Raw genomic sequence first — 15,427 nt, 5'->3', positions numbered from 1 at the left:
ATATAACGCTTGTCAGTTTATTGTGAGCAACCAAAGCGAGTATCCATGAAAATTAAAGCCCCTGATGCTTTACTGGCTGCTGAGGTAAGCCGCCGTGGTCTGATGAAAACCACGGCAATAGGCGGCCTGGCGCTGGCCAGCAACGCACTAACGTTACCCTTTACCCGACTGTCGCATGCTGCCGATACGCCGGCGCCCGCCAGTGAGAAGGTGGTCTGGAGCGCCTGCACCGTCAACTGCGGTAGCCGTTGCCCGCTGCGCATGCACGTGGTGGATGGCGCGATTAAATACGTCGAAACCGATAATACCGGTGACGATAACTATGACGGTTTGCACCAGGTCCGCGCCTGCCTGCGTGGGCGTTCAATGCGCCGCCGAGTCTATAATCCGGACCGTCTGAAGTACCCGATGAAGCGCGTTGGTAAACGCGGTGAGGGCAAGTTCGAGCAAATCAGCTGGGAAGAGGCGTTGGATACCATCGCCAGCAATATGCAGCGGCTGATTAAAGAGTACGGCAATGAATCCATCTATCTGAACTACGGCACCGGCACGCTCGGCGGGACGCTGACCCGCTCCTGGCCGCCGGGGAAAACGCTGATTGCCCGTCTGATGAACTGCTGCGGTGGCTATCTCAATCATTATGGCGACTATTCATCAGCGCAGATTGCTGCCGGTCTGAATTACACCTACGGCGGCTGGGCGGACGGCAACAGCCCATCGGATATTGAAAACAGTCAGCTGGTGGTGCTGTTCGGCAATAACCCCGGCGAAACGCGGATGAGCGGCGGCGGGGTAACGTACTACCTTGAACAGGCGCGGCAGAAATCCAATGCCCGGATGATAATCATCGATCCGCGCTATACCGACACCGGCGCCGGGCGTGAAGATGAATGGATCCCGATTCGTCCGGGGACCGATGCGGCACTGGTTTCGGGCCTCGCGTGGGTGATGATCACCGAGAATCTGGTCGATCAGCCGTTCCTCGATAAATACTGCGTGGGATACGACGAGAAAACGCTGCCCGCCGGTGCGCCAGCCAATGGTCATTACAAAGCTTACATTCTTGGCCAGGGCACTGACGGTATCGCCAAAACGCCGGAGTGGGCCTCGACAATTACCGGTATTCCGCGCGAACGCATTGTTAAACTGGCGCGCGAAATTGCCACCGCCAAACCGGCCTATATTAGCCAGGGCTGGGGTCCGCAGCGTCACGCCAACGGAGAGATCGCCACCCGCGCCATCTCAATGCTCGCCATTCTGACGGGTAACGTCGGGATCAACGGCGGCAATAGCGGGGCGCGCGAGGGCTCGTATAGTCTGCCTTTTGAGCGTATGCCGACGCTGGAGAATCCTGTTGAGACCAGTATCTCGATGTTTATGTGGACCGATGCGATTGAGCGCGGCCCGGAAATGACCGCTCTGCGCGACGGCGTACGCGGTAAAGATAAGCTCGACGTGCCGATCAAAATGATCTGGAACTATGCGGGCAACTGTCTGATTAACCAGCATTCTGAGATCAACCGGACCCACGAAATCCTGCAGGACGACAAGAAATGCGAGATGATTGTGGTCATTGACTGCCATATGACCTCCTCGGCGAAATACGCCGATATTCTGCTGCCGGACTGTACCGCCTCCGAGCAGATGGATTTCGCGCTGGATGCCTCCTGCGGCAACATGTCCTACGTTATCTTTGCCGATCAGGCCATCAAGCCGCGCTTTGAATGCAAAACCATCTATGAGATGACCAGCGAACTGGCAAAGCGTCTGGGCGTCGAAGAGCAGTTTACCGAGGGCCGTACCCAGGAAGGCTGGATGCGCTATCTGTATGAGCAGTCGCGCAAAGCGATTCCCGACCTGCCGGATTTCGACACCTTCCGTCAGCAGGGCATCTATAAGCAGCGCGATCCGCAAGGTCATCATGTGGCCTACAAAGCCTTCCGTGAGGATCCGCAGGCTAATCCGCTGACCACGCCTTCGGGCAAGATCGAAATTTACTCGCAGGATCTGGCGAAAATCGCGGCTACCTGGGAGCTGCCGGAAGGGGATGTTATCGATCCGCTGCCGATCTACACCCCGGGTTTCGAAAACTACAACGATCCGCTGACAGCGAAATACCCGCTACAGCTCACCGGCTTCCACTATAAATCTCGCGTCCACTCGACCTACGGCAACGTCGATGTGCTGAAGGCCGCCTGTCGGCAGGAGATGTGGATTAACCCGATCGACGCCCGCAAGCGCGGCATTGCCAACGGCGATCGTATTCGCATCTTCAACGATCGGGGTGAAGTGCATATCGAAGCGAAGGTGACGCCGCGCATGATGCCGGGCGTCGTCGCGCTGGGGGAAGGGGCCTGGTACAACCCGGACGCCTCGCGTGTGGATCAGGCGGGCAGCATCAACGTGCTGACCACCCAGCGTCCGTCGCCGCTGGCGAAGGGAAACCCGTCGCATACCAACCTCGTTCAGGTTGAGAAGCTGTAAGGAGTAACCGATGACAACTCAGTATGGATTTTTTATTGATTCCGCCCGTTGCACCGGTTGCAAAACCTGCGAACTGGCCTGTAAGGACTACAAGAACCTGACCCCGGAGGTCAGCTTCCGCCGCATCTATGAATATGCCGGCGGCGACTGGCAGGAGGACAACGGCGTCTGGCAGCAGAACGTGTTTGCCTATTACCTCTCCATCGCCTGTAACCACTGTGAAGATCCGGCCTGCACCAAGGTCTGTCCGAGCGGCGCAATGCATAAGCGCGAAGACGGTTTTGTGGTGGTCAACGAAGAGGTATGCATTGGCTGCCGCTACTGCCATATGGCCTGCCCGTACGGCGCCCCGCAGTACAATGCCGACAAAGGCCATATGACTAAGTGCGATGGCTGTCACGAGCGCGTCGCCGAGGGGAAAAAGCCGATCTGCGTCGAGTCCTGCCCGCTGCGGGCGTTGGATTTCGGGCCGATTGCCGAACTGCGCGCTAAGCACGGCCAGCTGGCCGCGGTAGCGCCGCTGCCGTCGGCGCACTTTACCCGGCCGAGTATCGTTATCAAACCTAACGCCAATGCCCGGCCGTGTGGCGATACCACCGGTTACCTGGCGAACCCGAAGGAGGTGTGAGATGGGAAACGGATGGCATGAATGGCCGCTGATGGTCTTTACGGTATTCGGCCAGTGCGTCGTAGGCGGCTTTATTGTTCTGGCGCTGGCGCTGATGACAGGCAAGCTTTCCCGTGAGCAGGAGCAGCGCGTGGTGGGCAGCATGTTCGGCCTGTGGGTATTGATGGGGATCGGGTTTATTGCCTCGACGATGCACCTTGGCTCGCCGCTGCGGGCCTTTAATTCGCTGAATCGCGTGGGAGCCTCGTCGCTGAGTAATGAAATAGCCAGCGGGGCGATCTTCTTCGCCGTCGGCGGAATTGGCTGGCTGCTGGCCGTGTGCAAAAAGCTGCCTGCCGGCCTGCGGAGCCTGTGGCTGGTGGTGACCATGGTGCTGGGCGTGATTTTCGTGTGGATGATGGTGCGGGTATACAACACCATCGACACGGTGCCGACCTGGTACACCGTTTGGACGCCGCTGAGCTTCTTCCTGACGCTGTTTATCGGCGGTCCACTGCTGGGCTACCTGCTGCTGCGCGTCGCAGGCGTCGATGGTTGGGCGCTGCGCCTGCTGCCGGTGGTTAGTTTGCTGGCGCTGCTGGTCAGTATTATGGTGGTCGTGATGCAGGGAAGTGAACTTGCCACCATCCGCAGCTCAGTTCAGCAGGCCTCCGCCCTGGTGCCGGATTACGGGTTGCTTATGGCCTGGCGCGTGGTGCTGCTGGCGCTGGCCCTGGCCTGCTGGTGCGTGCCGCAGATTCGCGGCCGCAAACCGGCGGTCTCGCTGCTCGGCCTGGCCTTTGTTCTGATACTGGCGGGAGAGATGATCGGCCGCGGCGTATTCTATGGCCTGCATATGACCGTTGGGATGGCTGTCGCCAGTTAACCACCTCCATCATGCCGGTGCCTAACCACCGGCATGATGAAAACGTGCTGTCGATAGATGAAATTTTTCAACTGAAATTAACTTCGGCATTTATTAATAAACCAGCAAAAACAATAGCGTATTATCTGTTGTCTCACCTTTTTCCATCCTCTGGATAAAAAACTTCTATCGTAGCCGACAAAACCGCGTCACGCCTGATTTCAGGTGGATTGACAATGTTTTTAGCAGTGGCATGATGCGCTCGCGATCTGAACATTCCTCACGGTTTTTACCCATGACCATCTACACCCGGCCAGTGCAAATGCTGCTCTGTGGCCTGCTTTTATTGACCCTGGCGATAGCGGTGCTGAATACGCTCGTCCCGCTCTGGCTCGCCCATGAAAACATGCCAACCTGGCAGGTCGGCATGGTGGGGTCATCCTATTTTACCGGCAACCTGGCCGGTACGTTGCTGGCCGGCTGGGTGATCAAGCGCCTGGGGTTTAACCGTAGCTATTATCTCGCATCGTTAATTTTCGCCGTCGGCTGCGTAGGGCTGGGGATCACCGTTGGCTTCTGGACATGGCTGAGCTGGCGTTTTATCGCCGGCGTAGGTTGCGCGATGATCTGGGTGGTGGTGGAAAGCGCGCTGGTTTGCAGCGGCACTTCCCGCAGTCGTGGTCGTCTGCTGGCGGCGTACATGATGGTCTATTACGTCGGTACCGTACTGGGCCAGCTGATGGTCAGTAAATTACCCACCGATTTAATGAGCGTCCTGCCGTGGGTGACCGGCCTGGCGCTGGCGGCGATCCTGCCGTTGCTGTTTACCCGCATTATGGGGCAGGCAGAAGAACCGCATGAAACGGTACGTATCTGGCCGATGCTGAAGCTGCGCCAGGCGCGCCACGGGGTCAATGGCTGTATTATTTCGGGGATTGTCCTCGGCTCGCTGTATGGCCTGATGCCGCTGTGGCTGAACCATCAGGGCGTCAGCGACTCCGGCATCGGCTTCTGGATGGCGGTGATGGTGAGTGCGGGGATCCTCGGCCAGTGGCCGGTAGGGCGCCTGGCAGACCGCTACGGTCGCCTGCTGGTGCTGCGGGTACAGGTCTTTGTGGTCATTCTGGGATGTCTGGCGATGCTTAGTCAGGCGGCAATGGCTCCGGCGCTGTTTGTGCTTGGGGCATCTGGTTTCACGCTGTATCCGGTGGCGATGGCCTGGGCCTGTGAAAAAGTGGAGCACCATCAGCTGGTGGCGATGAATCAGGCGCTGCTGATGAGCTATACCATCGGCAGCCTGCTGGGCCCGACCCTGACGGCGATGCTGATGCAGAACTTCTCAGACAACCTGCTGTTTATCATGATCGCCAGCGTGTCGTTTATCTATCTGCTGACCCTGCTGCGCAAAGCCGGGCATCATCCGACGCCAGTGGCGCACGCCTGACCCTGCAGCGCGCAGCGCATGCTGCGCGTCATCTGCTGCAATCGCATAGGCTTTCTGCCGCAGAGAGGACAAGTCGTTTTTCATGAGAATGAAACGGCGGGGCGGACACAGCTTCCCACGCCGTTGCAGGCCGGCATAAGCGCATCACCGGCCCGGGCGGGATTAGTACATTACTTTGTGACCATACTGCTCAAGGATGCCTTTTACCCGCTCCATGGTCTCTTTCTTCGGCGGATGGACGCCGTCCAGCTTGTACTCTTCGCCCATCGCTACCCATTTGTGTTTACCCAGCTCATGGTAGGGCAGCAGCTCGATTTTTTCGACATTGCCCATATCGCGGGTAAATTCGCCCAGGCGGTGCGCGGAATCATCATCGTCTGACCAGCCGGGAACCACCACGTAGCGGATCCAGACATTGATATTCTTCTTCGCCAGATACTGGGCGAATTCCAGCGTACGATGGTTAGAGACGCCGACCAGGTTCTGGTGAATCTCATCGTTCATCTGCTTGAGATCCAGCATCACCAGGTCTGTTACCTCCAGCAGCTCGTCGATAACCGGATCGTAGCGACGTACGAAGCCGTTGGTATCCAGGCAGGTGTGGATGCCTTCTTTCTTACACGCGCGGAACCAGTCGCGAACAAACTCCGCCTGCAGGATCGCCTCACCGCCCGAGGCGGTGACGCCGCCGCCGGAAGCATTCATAAAGTGACGATAGGTCACCACCTCTTTCATTAATTCTTCAACGGTGATTTCTTTGCCGCCGTGGGTATCCCAGGTGTCACGGTTATGGCAGTACAGGCAGCGCATCAGGCAGCCCTGGAAAAAGGTAATAAAGCGGATGCCCGGGCCATCAACGGTGCCACAGGATTCAAAGGAGTGAATGCGACCAATAACTGACATTGCGGTGTTTTCTCCAGATGTGGCCCATCCGGGGCCGTGTTGGTGCGCAGCTCAGCGGCTGCGTCGAGTCTGTTTTGACAGGTACCCAAAGTATAGATAACTGGCAAAGCAGGCTGGGGCGGGGAATGCTTGTTAAAAAGGCCCCACTGATGTGGGGCCTTTATTGTACGCCTTTTCAGTCAGACAGGGAATTACATGGTCTGAGTGAAGGTACGGGTAATAACATCCTGCTGCTGTTCTTTGGTCAGGGAGTTAAAACGTACGGCGTAGCCAGATACACGGATGGTCAGCTGCGGATATTTTTCCGGGTTTTCCATCGCGTCGAGCAGCATTTCGCGGTTCATGACGTTCACGTTCAGGTGCTGACCACCTTCGATGGACGCTTCGTGATGGAAGTAACCATCCATCAGGCCTGCCAGGTTGGTCTTACGAACTTCGTCGTCTTTACCCAGCGCGTTCGGCACGATAGAGAAGGTATAAGAGATACCATCTTTTGCGTAAGCAAACGGCAGTTTAGCGACGGAGGTCAGAGAGGCTACTGCGCCTTTCTGGTCACGGCCGTGCATCGGGTTAGCACCTGGACCGAACGGCGCGCCAGCGCGACGACCGTCTGGGGTATTACCGGTTTTCTTACCGTACACCACGTTAGAGGTGATGGTCAGAACAGACTGAGTCGGGATAGCGTTGCGGTAGGTGTGCAGTTTCTGAATTTTCTTCATGAAACGTTCAACCAGGTCAACGGCCATGTCATCGACGCGAGGGTCGTTGTTACCAAACTGCGGGTATTCGCCTTCGATTTCGAAGTCGATAGCCAGACCGTCTTCGTCACGAATCGGTTTAACTTTCGCATATTTGATAGCAGACAGGGAGTCAGCAGCAACGGACAGACCAGCGATACCACACGCCATGGTGCGGATAACGTCACGGTCGTGCAGCGCCATCAGAGAGGCTTCGTAGCTGTACTTGTCGTGCATGTAGTGGATGATGTTCAGCGCGGTGACGTACTGTTTAGCCAGCCAGTCCATGAAGTGATCCATGCGATCCATTACTTCGTCGAAGTTCAGGACGTCGCCTTTGATCGGTTCAGATTTCGGACCAACCTGCATTTTCAGTTTTTCATCCACGCCGCCGTTGATAGCGTACAGCATGGTTTTCGCGAGGTTAGCGCGAGCGCCGAAGAACTGCATTTGCTTACCAACAACCATCGGGCTTACGCAGCATGCGATAGCGTAGTCGTCGTTGTTGAAGTCCGGACGCATCAGGTCATCGTTCTCATACTGCAGAGAAGAGGTATCGATGGACACTTTAGCGGCGAATTTCTTGAAGCTCAGCGGCAGTTTTTCAGACCACAGGATAGTAATGTTCGGCTCCGGAGACGGCCCCATGGTGTACAGGGTGTTCAGGAAGCGGAAGCTGTTTTTGGTCACCAGAGTACGGCCGTCAACGCCCATACCGCCGATGGATTCCGTTGCCCAAATCGGGTCGCCGGAGAACAGTTCATCATATTCCGGGGTACGCAGGAAGCGAACCATACGCAGTTTCATGACCAGGTGGTCAACCATTTCCTGCGCGTCTTGCTCGGTGATTTTACCCGCCTGCAGGTCACGCTCGATGTAGATATCCAGGAAGCTGGAGGTACGACCGAAGGACATTGCCGCGCCGTTCTGAGATTTCACGGCAGCCAGGTAACCGAAGTAGGTCCACTGAATCGCTTCCTGAGCGGTGGTCGCCGGACCGGAGATGTCATAGCCATATTTAGCGGCCATCTCTTTGATCTGGCCCAGTGCGCGGTGTTGTTCAGCGATTTCTTCACGCAGACGGATGGTCGCTTCCAGGTCTTCGCCGCTTTCCAGTTTCGCTTGCAGAGAGTTGAACTGGGCGAATTTGTCTTTCATCAGGAAGTCGATACCGTACAGCGCAACGCGACGGTAGTCACCGATGATACGACCACGACCGTAAGCATCCGGCAGACCCGTCAGCACGCCGGATTTACGGCAGCGCAGGATGTCCGGGGTATAGACGTCGAAAACGCCCTGGTTGTGAGTTTTACGGTACTCTGTGAAGATTTTTTTCAGCATCGGGTCCAGCTCGCGATTATACGCTTTGCAGGAACCTTCAACCATTTTGATACCACCGAACGGGATGATCGCACGTTTCAGCGGCGCTTCGGTCTGCAGACCAACGATTTTTTCCAGACCTTTCTCGATATAGCCCGCGTCGTGAGAGGTGATGGTGGAAGCCAGGGCAGTGTCAAAATCAACAGGCGCGTGAGTGCGGTTTTCCTGTTTTACACCTTCCATTACGGTGTCCCACAGCTTGGTGGTCGCTTCAGTCGCGCCAGCCAGGAAGGATTCGTCGCCTTCATATGGGGTGTAGTTTTTCTGAATAAAGTCACGGACGTTGACTTCATTCTGCCAGTCACCTTTCGCAAAACCTTCCCAGGCTGTGGCTAACTTTTCATTAAGCTCGGACATGTAACACCTACCTTCTTAAGTGGATTTTTTATTTACTGCCTGAAACAACCCTTAGTGATGGTCGTTGCCACGCAGGTAAATGACCCAGTATGTCAACCCGACCAGCAGACCCCCGCCGATAATGTTCCCGATAGTTACCGGAATCAGGTTATCAGTGATGAAGTTCATAACGGTCAAGTGAGAGAAACTTTCCGGAGTCGAACCGATGGCGGTCCAGAATTCCGGGCTTGCAAAGTTGCGGATTACGATACCCATCGGGATCATAAACATGTTGGCGATGCTGTGCTCAAAGCCGCTGGCAACGAACATCGCTACCGGCAGGACCATGATCATCGCTTTATCCATCAGGCTACGACCGGAATAGCTCATCCATACGGCGAGACAAACCATCAGGTTAGCGAGGATACCCAGGCTCACGGCCTCCACAAAAGTATGGTGCATTTTGTGGTCGGCGGTCTGCAGAACGTTTAGCCCCCAGCCGCCGTTGGCAGTCATATATTCGCCTGATAACCACATCAGCAGCACAAACAGCAGCGCGCCCACCAGGTTACCAAAATAGACGTTGAGCCAGTTTTTTGCCAGTTGCCCCCAGGTAATTCGACCGCTGGCTTTGGCCACCACGATCAGTACCGTAGAGGTAAAGAGGTCAGCGCCGCAGATAACGCACAGAATCAGACCCAGAGAAAAACAGATCCCACCGATAAGTTTGGCAATCCCATAAGGCATTGCGGCAGTGCCGGTGGTCGCGGTGATATAGAATACGAAAGCGATGGAGATGAAAACGCCAGCGGTGATCGCCAGATAAAACGTCTTCATCGGATGCTTCGTTGCTTTATAGACACCTGCTTCTTCGGCGACTTTCGCCATCGCGGCAGGGAGCAAAAGATCAAAAGGGTTGTCAGCTTTCACACTAACTCTCTCTTTATATAAGTTGGCGGTGAGATACTAACAAAGCATTATAGAATGGAAATTGATATAGATCATATCTCACCGGAACTATATGCCTTTTTAGTGTGTGGTTTTTATTGAAATTACCTCTAACTGCATGAAATATATATAGAAAATAATTTTTAAATTTTATAGATAATGTTGAATTATTTCTTTTTTACCCCCATTTTTGAGTTAATTAAAATGGAGTATTTTTATTAAATTTAACAATTGATAAATGATGAAATGGCGTTATTTAACATTAATTAACTTTACAACTACAAATTATAGGAGGCGCTTTCTCAGGGTTAAATAACGGAGCCGCTGAGGGCTCCGTTGTAAGCATGAACGATGGCGCAAGCTGGGCTTATTTTGCCCAAAACGCCGCTTTCGCCCGCTGCAGTTTTTCATAGGCTTTCAGCAGCGACTGATGGGCCGGGAAGGCCTGCAGATCGCTATCGACCGCCTGGAGACCATAGAACGGCGCTTCCCCGCTCAGCGCCGCGCTGGCGGCTTCGACCGCGTCGGCGCCGTACATACGGATGAAGGCGTTCAGGTACTGCAGCGGCTGACGCTCTTCTTCCTGGCTCAGCAGCAGCAGGGTTTGCAGACAGCGATAGTAGTTCGCGCGCTCCGCGCTGAAGACCGAAGCATTAAATTCCATGGTCCACTCGGTCCAGATCAGCGCCTGTTCCAGATCGCCGCCGGCCAGGGCCAGCATCGCTTTCAGCTCGCCGACGCGCAGGGTATACCAGCCGTTGTCTTTTCCGGTGGCGAGCCCCAGCAGTTCGCGAACGCGGGTGAAATCATCAAGACCCTCATCGTCCATCTGCTCGATCAGCGCCAGGTAATCTTCTTTATCCCACTCGCTGCCCGGCAGGGACAGAATGGTGTCCCGCAGATGAGCGCCCATGCTGTTGTTCGCCAGCCACAGATCTTCCGCCGGGTATATGTCCGACATCCCTGGGACGATGATACGGCAGGCGTAAACGCCCAGGTGCTCGTAGTCGGCGATGTACACTTCTTTATCTTCGGCCTTGAAGATGGCCATCAGGGTGGCGAACTCTTCTTCGGTAGTACCAGAGAAGCTCCAGTCAACGAATGGATAGTCGGCGTCCTGCTTGAACATATCCCAGGAGATCAGGCCGCTGGAGTCGATAAAGTGGGTTTCGAGGTTCGCGTGCTCGGCGACCTCTTCGTCATCGAAGGTTGGCGGCGTGAAGACGTCGAGGTCTTTCAGGCTACGGCCCTGCAGCAGTTCGGTGACGGTTCGCTCCAGCGCCACGCCAAAGTCCGGGTGGGCGCCGAAGGAGGCGAAGCAGGTGCCGTTAGCCGTGTTAAACAGCACGACGCAGATAACCGGATATTTGCCGCCCAGCGAGCCATCATAGGCAAAGATCGGGAAACCTTCAGCTTCCAGTTTGGCGATCGACTCCACGACGCCCGGATAGCGCGCCATGACTTCCGCCGGGATCTCCGGCAGGCTGATGCTTTCAGCGATGATGCGGTTTTTAATGTGACGTTCAAAGACCTCTGACAGACCCTGTACCCGCGCTTCGTTGCGGGTGTTACCGGCGGACATGCCGTTGGAGACGTACAGGTTGCCGACAATATTCATCGGAATATAGACGGTTTCGCCGTCGGACTGGCGGGTAAAAGGCAGACCGCACACGCCGCGCTCATCGTTACCCGACTGCAGATCCACCAGCATACTGGCCGTTAACTGATCGTCAGGATCGTAGAACGCGCGCAGGCGGGCATCCAGCAGACCTTCCGGGACTTCATCATCCTCAGTCAGCGGGAACCACTTTTCGTTCGGGTAGTGAACAAACGGGCCGTTAGCGATAGTGTCGCCTAACCAGAAGTCGGCGAAGAAATAGTTAGTGGACAGACGTTCGAAATATTCGCCCAGCGCGGAGGCCAGGGCTGCCTTTTTGGTGGCGCCTTTACCATTGGTAAAGCACAGCGCGCACGCTTTATCGCGAATGTGAACGGACCACACGTGCGGCACCGGGTTCAGCCACGAGGCCTCTTCGATATCAAATCCGAGGTCGAGCAATTTCTGCTGGAAGCGAGCGATGGAATCTTCCAGGGCGGCATCTTTGCCGGGAATAAACGTTTGGGTCATGGCGATCACTTTTGTCGTACGGAAAGCGCGCAATGATACGGCTTTTATCTGACAGGTGCTATCTCCATCATCTGGCTATGCTTAGAGGCATCTTTAATACACAGGGAGATGGAAAATGAAAGCCTTTGACTGGCAGCGGATGGCGCTCGATAAAGTACCGGTGGAATTCCTGGCGGAGGTGGCGTTGCGCAGCCTCTATACCTTCGTTCTGGTCTTTATTTTCCTCAAGATTACCGGACGGCGCGGCGTGCGGCAGATGTCGCTGTTCGAGGTGCTGATTATTTTGACCCTCGGCTCGGCGGCGGGTGACGTGGCGTTTTATGACGATGTGCCGCTGCTGCCGGTGCTGGTGGTCTTCGTTACGCTGGCGCTACTGTATCGCGGCATTATGTGGCTGATGGGGCATAGCGAAAAGCTGGAGGATCTACTGGAGGGGAAACCTATCGTAGTGGTGGAAGAGGGGCAGTTGGCCTGGGAGAAGCTGCATGCGGAAAACATGACCGAATTCGAATTTTTTATGGAGCTGCGGGTCAACAGCGTCGAGCAGCTTGGCCAGGTCCGGCTGGCAATCCTCGAAACCAACGGGCAAATCAGCGTGTTTTATTATCCCGATGAAGAGGTGAGGGCCGGATTATCGATCCTTCCAGCGCATTGTACCACACGCTATACCACCATTCCGCAAGAGGGGATCTATGCCTGCGTGCGCTGCAGCATCGTAATGGCGATGCAGGCGGGAGAAAAACGAATATGTCCGCGCTGCGCAAATGCAGAATGGTCGAAGGCCAGCCGGGCGAAACGGCTTACCTGACAGCAAATATGTCGGTTTTATTACGTCAAGCCGATAGATTCTGTTGTGTGACGGCGGCCGCGTTTTACCGTCGGCGAGTTTTAGCCATTGCGGACCGTGTCACTGAATGATAAAACCGATAGCCACAGGAATAACTTATGCCCGCGGCGGTTCGCGGGCAAAACAACATAGCAACGTGGTGAGGGGAAATGGCTCAGGTCTATAACTTCAGTTCGGGCCCGGCAATGCTGCCGGCGGAAGTACTCAAACTGGCGCAGCAGGAACTGTGCGACTGGCACGGTCTGGGGACGTCGGTCATGGAGATCAGTCACCGTGGTAAGGAGTTTATCCAGGTGGCAGAAGAGGCAGAACAGGACTTCCGCGCTCTGCTGAACATCCCTTCCAACTATAAAGTTTTATTCTGCCACGGCGGCGGCCGCGGCCAGTTCGCCGGGATCCCGCTGAACATCCTCGGCGATAAAAAGGTCGCTGACTATGTGGACGCCGGCTACTGGGCGGCCAGCGCGGTCAAAGAGGCGAAGAAATACTGCACGCCGAACGTTATCGACGCGAAAATCACCGTCGACGGCAAGCGCGCTGTGAAGCCGATGAGCGAGTGGCAGCTGACCCCGGGAGCGGCCTATCTGCACTACTGCCCGAACGAAACCATTGACGGTATCGCGATTGATGAGACGCCGAACTTCGGCGACGACGTCATCGTGACCGCCGATTTCTCCTCCACCATTCTTTCCCGCGAAATTGACGTCAACCGCTTCGGCGTAATCTACGCCGGCGCGCAGAAGAATATCGGTCCGGCTGGGCTGACGCTGGTCATCGTGCGTGAAGATCTGCTGGGCAAAGCCAGCGTGGCCTGCCCATCAATTCTTGACTACACCGTGTTAAGCGAGAATGACTCGATGTTTAACACACCGCCGACGTTCGCATGGTATCTGGCTGGACTGGTGTTTAAGTGGCTGAAACAGCAGGGCGGGGTTGCCGCGATGGATAAAATCAACCAGCAGAAAGCCGAACTGCTCTACGGCGTGATCGATAACAGCGGCTTCTATCGTAACGATGTGGCGCAGGCCAACCGTTCGCGTATGAACGTACCGTTCCAGCTGGCGGACAGCGCCCTGGACAAACTATTCCTCGAAGAGTCGTTTGCTGCCGGGCTGCACGCGCTGAAGGGCCACCGGGTGGTGGGCGGCATGCGTGCTTCCATCTACAACGCCATGCCGCTGGACGGCGTGAAGGCGTTAACCGACTTTATGCTGGACTTCGAACGCCGCCACGGTTAATCGCCTGTTTCTTTCTTCCTCCCCGCGGCCTGTCTGCGGGGTTTTTATTCTGTTTGTTTGAGAGTGAAGTTTGATGGAATCCCTGACGTTACAACCCATCGCACGCGTAGAGGGCACCGTGAACCTGCCAGGTTCGAAAAGCGTCTCCAACCGCGCGCTGCTGCTGGCTGCCCTGGCCCGCGGCACGACGGTGCTGACCAACCTGCTGGACAGCGACGATGTGCGCCATATGCTGAATGCCCTGAGTGCGCTGGGGGTTCAATATACCCTGTCTGCCGACCGCACCCGCTGCGAAGTGACCGGCAACGGCGGCCCGTTGCGCTCTGCCGCGGCGCTGGAGCTGTTCCTTGGCAACGCCGGTACCGCGATGCGTCCGCTGGCGGCGGCTCTGTGCCTTGGCAGCAACGATATCGTGCTGACCGGCGAACCGCGGATGAAAGAGCGTCCGATCGGCCATCTGGTGGATGCCCTGCGTCAGGGCGGCGCTCAGATCGACTATCTGGAGCAGGAAAATTATCCACCGCTGCGCCTGCGCGGCGGTTTTCAGGGCGGCAACGTCGAGGTTGACGGCAGCGTCTCCAGCCAGTTCCTGACCGCGCTGCTGATGACCGCGCCGCTGGCGCCGCAGGATACCGTCATCGTCATTAAGGGCGATCTGGTGTCGAAACCCTATATCGACATTACGCTGCACCTGATGAAAACCTTCGGCGTTGAGGTGGACAATCAGTCTTATCAGCGATTTGTGGTGCGCGGCAAGCAGCAGTATCAGTCGCCGGGAGATTACCTGGTGGAAGGCGATGCTTCCTCGGCCTCGTATTTCCTCGCCGCTGGCGCCATTAAGGGCGGCACGGTAAAAGTCACCGGTATCGGCCGCAACAGCGTACAGGGCGACATTCGTTTCGCCGACGTACTGGAGAAAATGGGCGCCACCGTCACCTGGGGCGACGATTTCATCGCCTGCACCCACGGCGAGCTCAAGGCGGTCGATATGGATATGAACCATATCCCGGACGCCGCGATGACCATCGCCACCGCCGCGCTGTTCGCGCAAGGGACCACTACCCTGCGCAATATCTACAACTGGCGGGTCAAGGAGACGGACCGTCTGTTCGCCATGGCGACCGAGCTGCGTAAAGTGGGCGCCGAGGTGGAAGAGGGGGAAGATTATATCCGCATCACCCCGCCGGCAAAGTTGAAGTACGCAGAAATCGGCACCTATAACGACCACCGGATGGCGATGTGCTTCTCGCTGGTAGCGCTGTCTGATACGCCGGTGACCATCCTTGATCCCAAATGTACGGCCAAAACGTTCCCTGACTACTTTGAGCAGCTGGCGCGGATCAGTACCCTCGCCTGAGTAAAACTTTGTCATCCCGCGGGCTGATATCCTGTCAGCCCGCTATAATTGCGCAAAACTTCTGCTTTTCATTTCCTGTAGTCCGTAATTTACAAGCAATGCTCACTTTCCGGCGTATTGATGCGTATAATGCGCGGCGTTTATATTCCATGC

11 protein-coding genes are annotated in these 15,427 nt (G+C 56.1%); 7 read left to right on the top strand and 4 right to left on the bottom strand.

Translation table 11 applies throughout. The features are described 5' to 3' along the window. Positions 1 to 45 precede the first annotated feature (45 nt). From dmsA to AB1E37_RS16485, 4 genes are all read left to right on the top strand, one after another. Positions 46 to 2,484, top strand: coding sequence for a dimethylsulfoxide reductase subunit A (gene dmsA, locus AB1E37_RS16500; protein WP_004147794.1), 2,439 nt, complete (start codon positions 46 to 48; stop codon positions 2,482 to 2,484). A 10-nt stretch (positions 2,485 to 2,494) separates the two neighbouring features. After that, complete coding sequence (locus AB1E37_RS16495; protein ID WP_004150845.1) at positions 2,495 to 3,112, top strand: DMSO/selenate family reductase complex B subunit; 618 nt, start codon at positions 2,495 to 2,497, stop codon at positions 3,110 to 3,112. Position 3,113: 1 nt separating this feature from the next. After that, the gene (locus tag AB1E37_RS16490) at positions 3,114 to 3,977 is read left to right on the top strand and encodes a dimethyl sulfoxide reductase anchor subunit family protein (RefSeq protein WP_004150844.1); all 864 of its coding nucleotides are present in this window, start codon (positions 3,114 to 3,116) and stop codon (positions 3,975 to 3,977) included. A 274-nt stretch (positions 3,978 to 4,251) separates the two neighbouring features. Then, entirely contained in the window at positions 4,252 to 5,400 is a 1,149-nt protein-coding gene (locus AB1E37_RS16485) for an MFS transporter (RefSeq protein WP_004150843.1), read from the top strand. Positions 5,401 to 5,562: 162 nt separating this feature from the next. Here AB1E37_RS16485 and pflA read toward each other — a convergent pair whose 3' ends face one another. The 4 genes from pflA to ycaO all read right to left on the bottom strand — a co-directional run bounded on the left by pflA (position 5,563) and on the right by ycaO (position 11,832). Further along, positions 5,563 to 6,303: a pyruvate formate lyase 1-activating protein gene (pflA, locus tag AB1E37_RS16480; protein ID WP_002898145.1), complete on the bottom strand. Its 741-nt coding sequence runs from the start codon at positions 6,301 to 6,303 to the stop codon at positions 5,563 to 5,565. A gap of 191 nt (positions 6,304 to 6,494) precedes the next feature. Further along, positions 6,495 to 8,777 (bottom strand): formate C-acetyltransferase, encoded by a 2,283-nt coding sequence (gene pflB, locus AB1E37_RS16475; RefSeq protein WP_002898148.1) that lies wholly within the window; start codon positions 8,775 to 8,777, stop codon positions 6,495 to 6,497. A gap of 51 nt (positions 8,778 to 8,828) precedes the next feature. Continuing rightward, entirely contained in the window at positions 8,829 to 9,686 is an 858-nt protein-coding gene (focA, locus tag AB1E37_RS16470; protein WP_002898150.1) for a formate transporter FocA, read from the bottom strand. Positions 9,687 to 10,071: 385 nt separating this feature from the next. Further along, positions 10,072 to 11,832, bottom strand: a complete 1,761-nt coding sequence (gene ycaO / locus AB1E37_RS16465; RefSeq protein ID WP_032447968.1) for a 30S ribosomal protein S12 methylthiotransferase accessory factor YcaO — start codon at positions 11,830 to 11,832, stop codon at positions 10,072 to 10,074. A 115-nt stretch (positions 11,833 to 11,947) separates the two neighbouring features. On the opposite strand from ycaO, the gene AB1E37_RS16460 reads away from it, so the two are divergent. The 3 genes from AB1E37_RS16460 to aroA all read left to right on the top strand — a co-directional run bounded on the left by AB1E37_RS16460 (position 11,948) and on the right by aroA (position 15,274). Then, complete coding sequence (locus AB1E37_RS16460; RefSeq protein ID WP_002898152.1) at positions 11,948 to 12,640, top strand: DUF421 domain-containing protein; 693 nt, start codon at positions 11,948 to 11,950, stop codon at positions 12,638 to 12,640. 188 nt (positions 12,641 to 12,828) lie between these two features. Next, positions 12,829 to 13,917 carry a 3-phosphoserine/phosphohydroxythreonine transaminase gene (gene serC, locus AB1E37_RS16455; protein ID WP_002898155.1) on the top strand — a complete coding sequence of 363 codons (1,089 nt, stop codon included), beginning with the start codon at positions 12,829 to 12,831 and terminating at the stop codon, positions 13,915 to 13,917. Between the two features lie 73 nt (positions 13,918 to 13,990). After that, a complete protein-coding gene (gene aroA, locus AB1E37_RS16450; protein ID WP_002898157.1) occupies positions 13,991 to 15,274 on the top strand; it encodes a 3-phosphoshikimate 1-carboxyvinyltransferase in 1,284 nt (427 codons plus the stop codon). Positions 15,275 to 15,427: the final 153 nt, after the last annotated feature.

It is taken from the genome of Klebsiella sp. Shm-1, from assembly GCF_040804525.1.
GTDB lineage: Bacteria > Pseudomonadota > Gammaproteobacteria > Enterobacterales > Enterobacteriaceae > Klebsiella > Klebsiella pneumoniae.
This window is presented reverse-complemented; position numbering and strand designations above follow the sequence as displayed.

What these genes read in the sequence shown, in the direction of transcription:
- dmsA (WP_004147794.1), top strand. Translation starts at nt 46, where the DNA reads ATGAAAATTAAAGCCCCTGATGCTTTACTGGCTGCTGAGGTAAGCCGC.
- aroA (WP_002898157.1), top strand. Translation starts at nt 13,991, where the DNA reads ATGGAATCCCTGACGTTACAACCCATCGCACGCGTAGAGGGCACCGTG.
- serC (WP_002898155.1), top strand. Translation starts at nt 12,829, where the DNA reads ATGGCTCAGGTCTATAACTTCAGTTCGGGCCCGGCAATGCTGCCGGCG.
- pflB (WP_002898148.1), bottom strand. Translation starts at nt 8,777, where the DNA reads ATGTCCGAGCTTAATGAAAAGTTAGCCACAGCCTGGGAAGGTTTTGCG.
- pflA (WP_002898145.1), bottom strand. Translation starts at nt 6,303, where the DNA reads ATGTCAGTTATTGGTCGCATTCACTCCTTTGAATCCTGTGGCACCGTT.
- AB1E37_RS16490 (WP_004150844.1), top strand. Translation starts at nt 3,114, where the DNA reads ATGGGAAACGGATGGCATGAATGGCCGCTGATGGTCTTTACGGTATTC.
- AB1E37_RS16485 (WP_004150843.1), top strand. Translation starts at nt 4,252, where the DNA reads ATGACCATCTACACCCGGCCAGTGCAAATGCTGCTCTGTGGCCTGCTT.
- ycaO (WP_032447968.1), bottom strand. Translation starts at nt 11,832, where the DNA reads ATGACCCAAACGTTTATTCCCGGCAAAGATGCCGCCCTGGAAGATTCC.
- AB1E37_RS16460 (WP_002898152.1), top strand. Translation starts at nt 11,948, where the DNA reads ATGAAAGCCTTTGACTGGCAGCGGATGGCGCTCGATAAAGTACCGGTG.
- AB1E37_RS16495 (WP_004150845.1), top strand. Translation starts at nt 2,495, where the DNA reads ATGACAACTCAGTATGGATTTTTTATTGATTCCGCCCGTTGCACCGGT.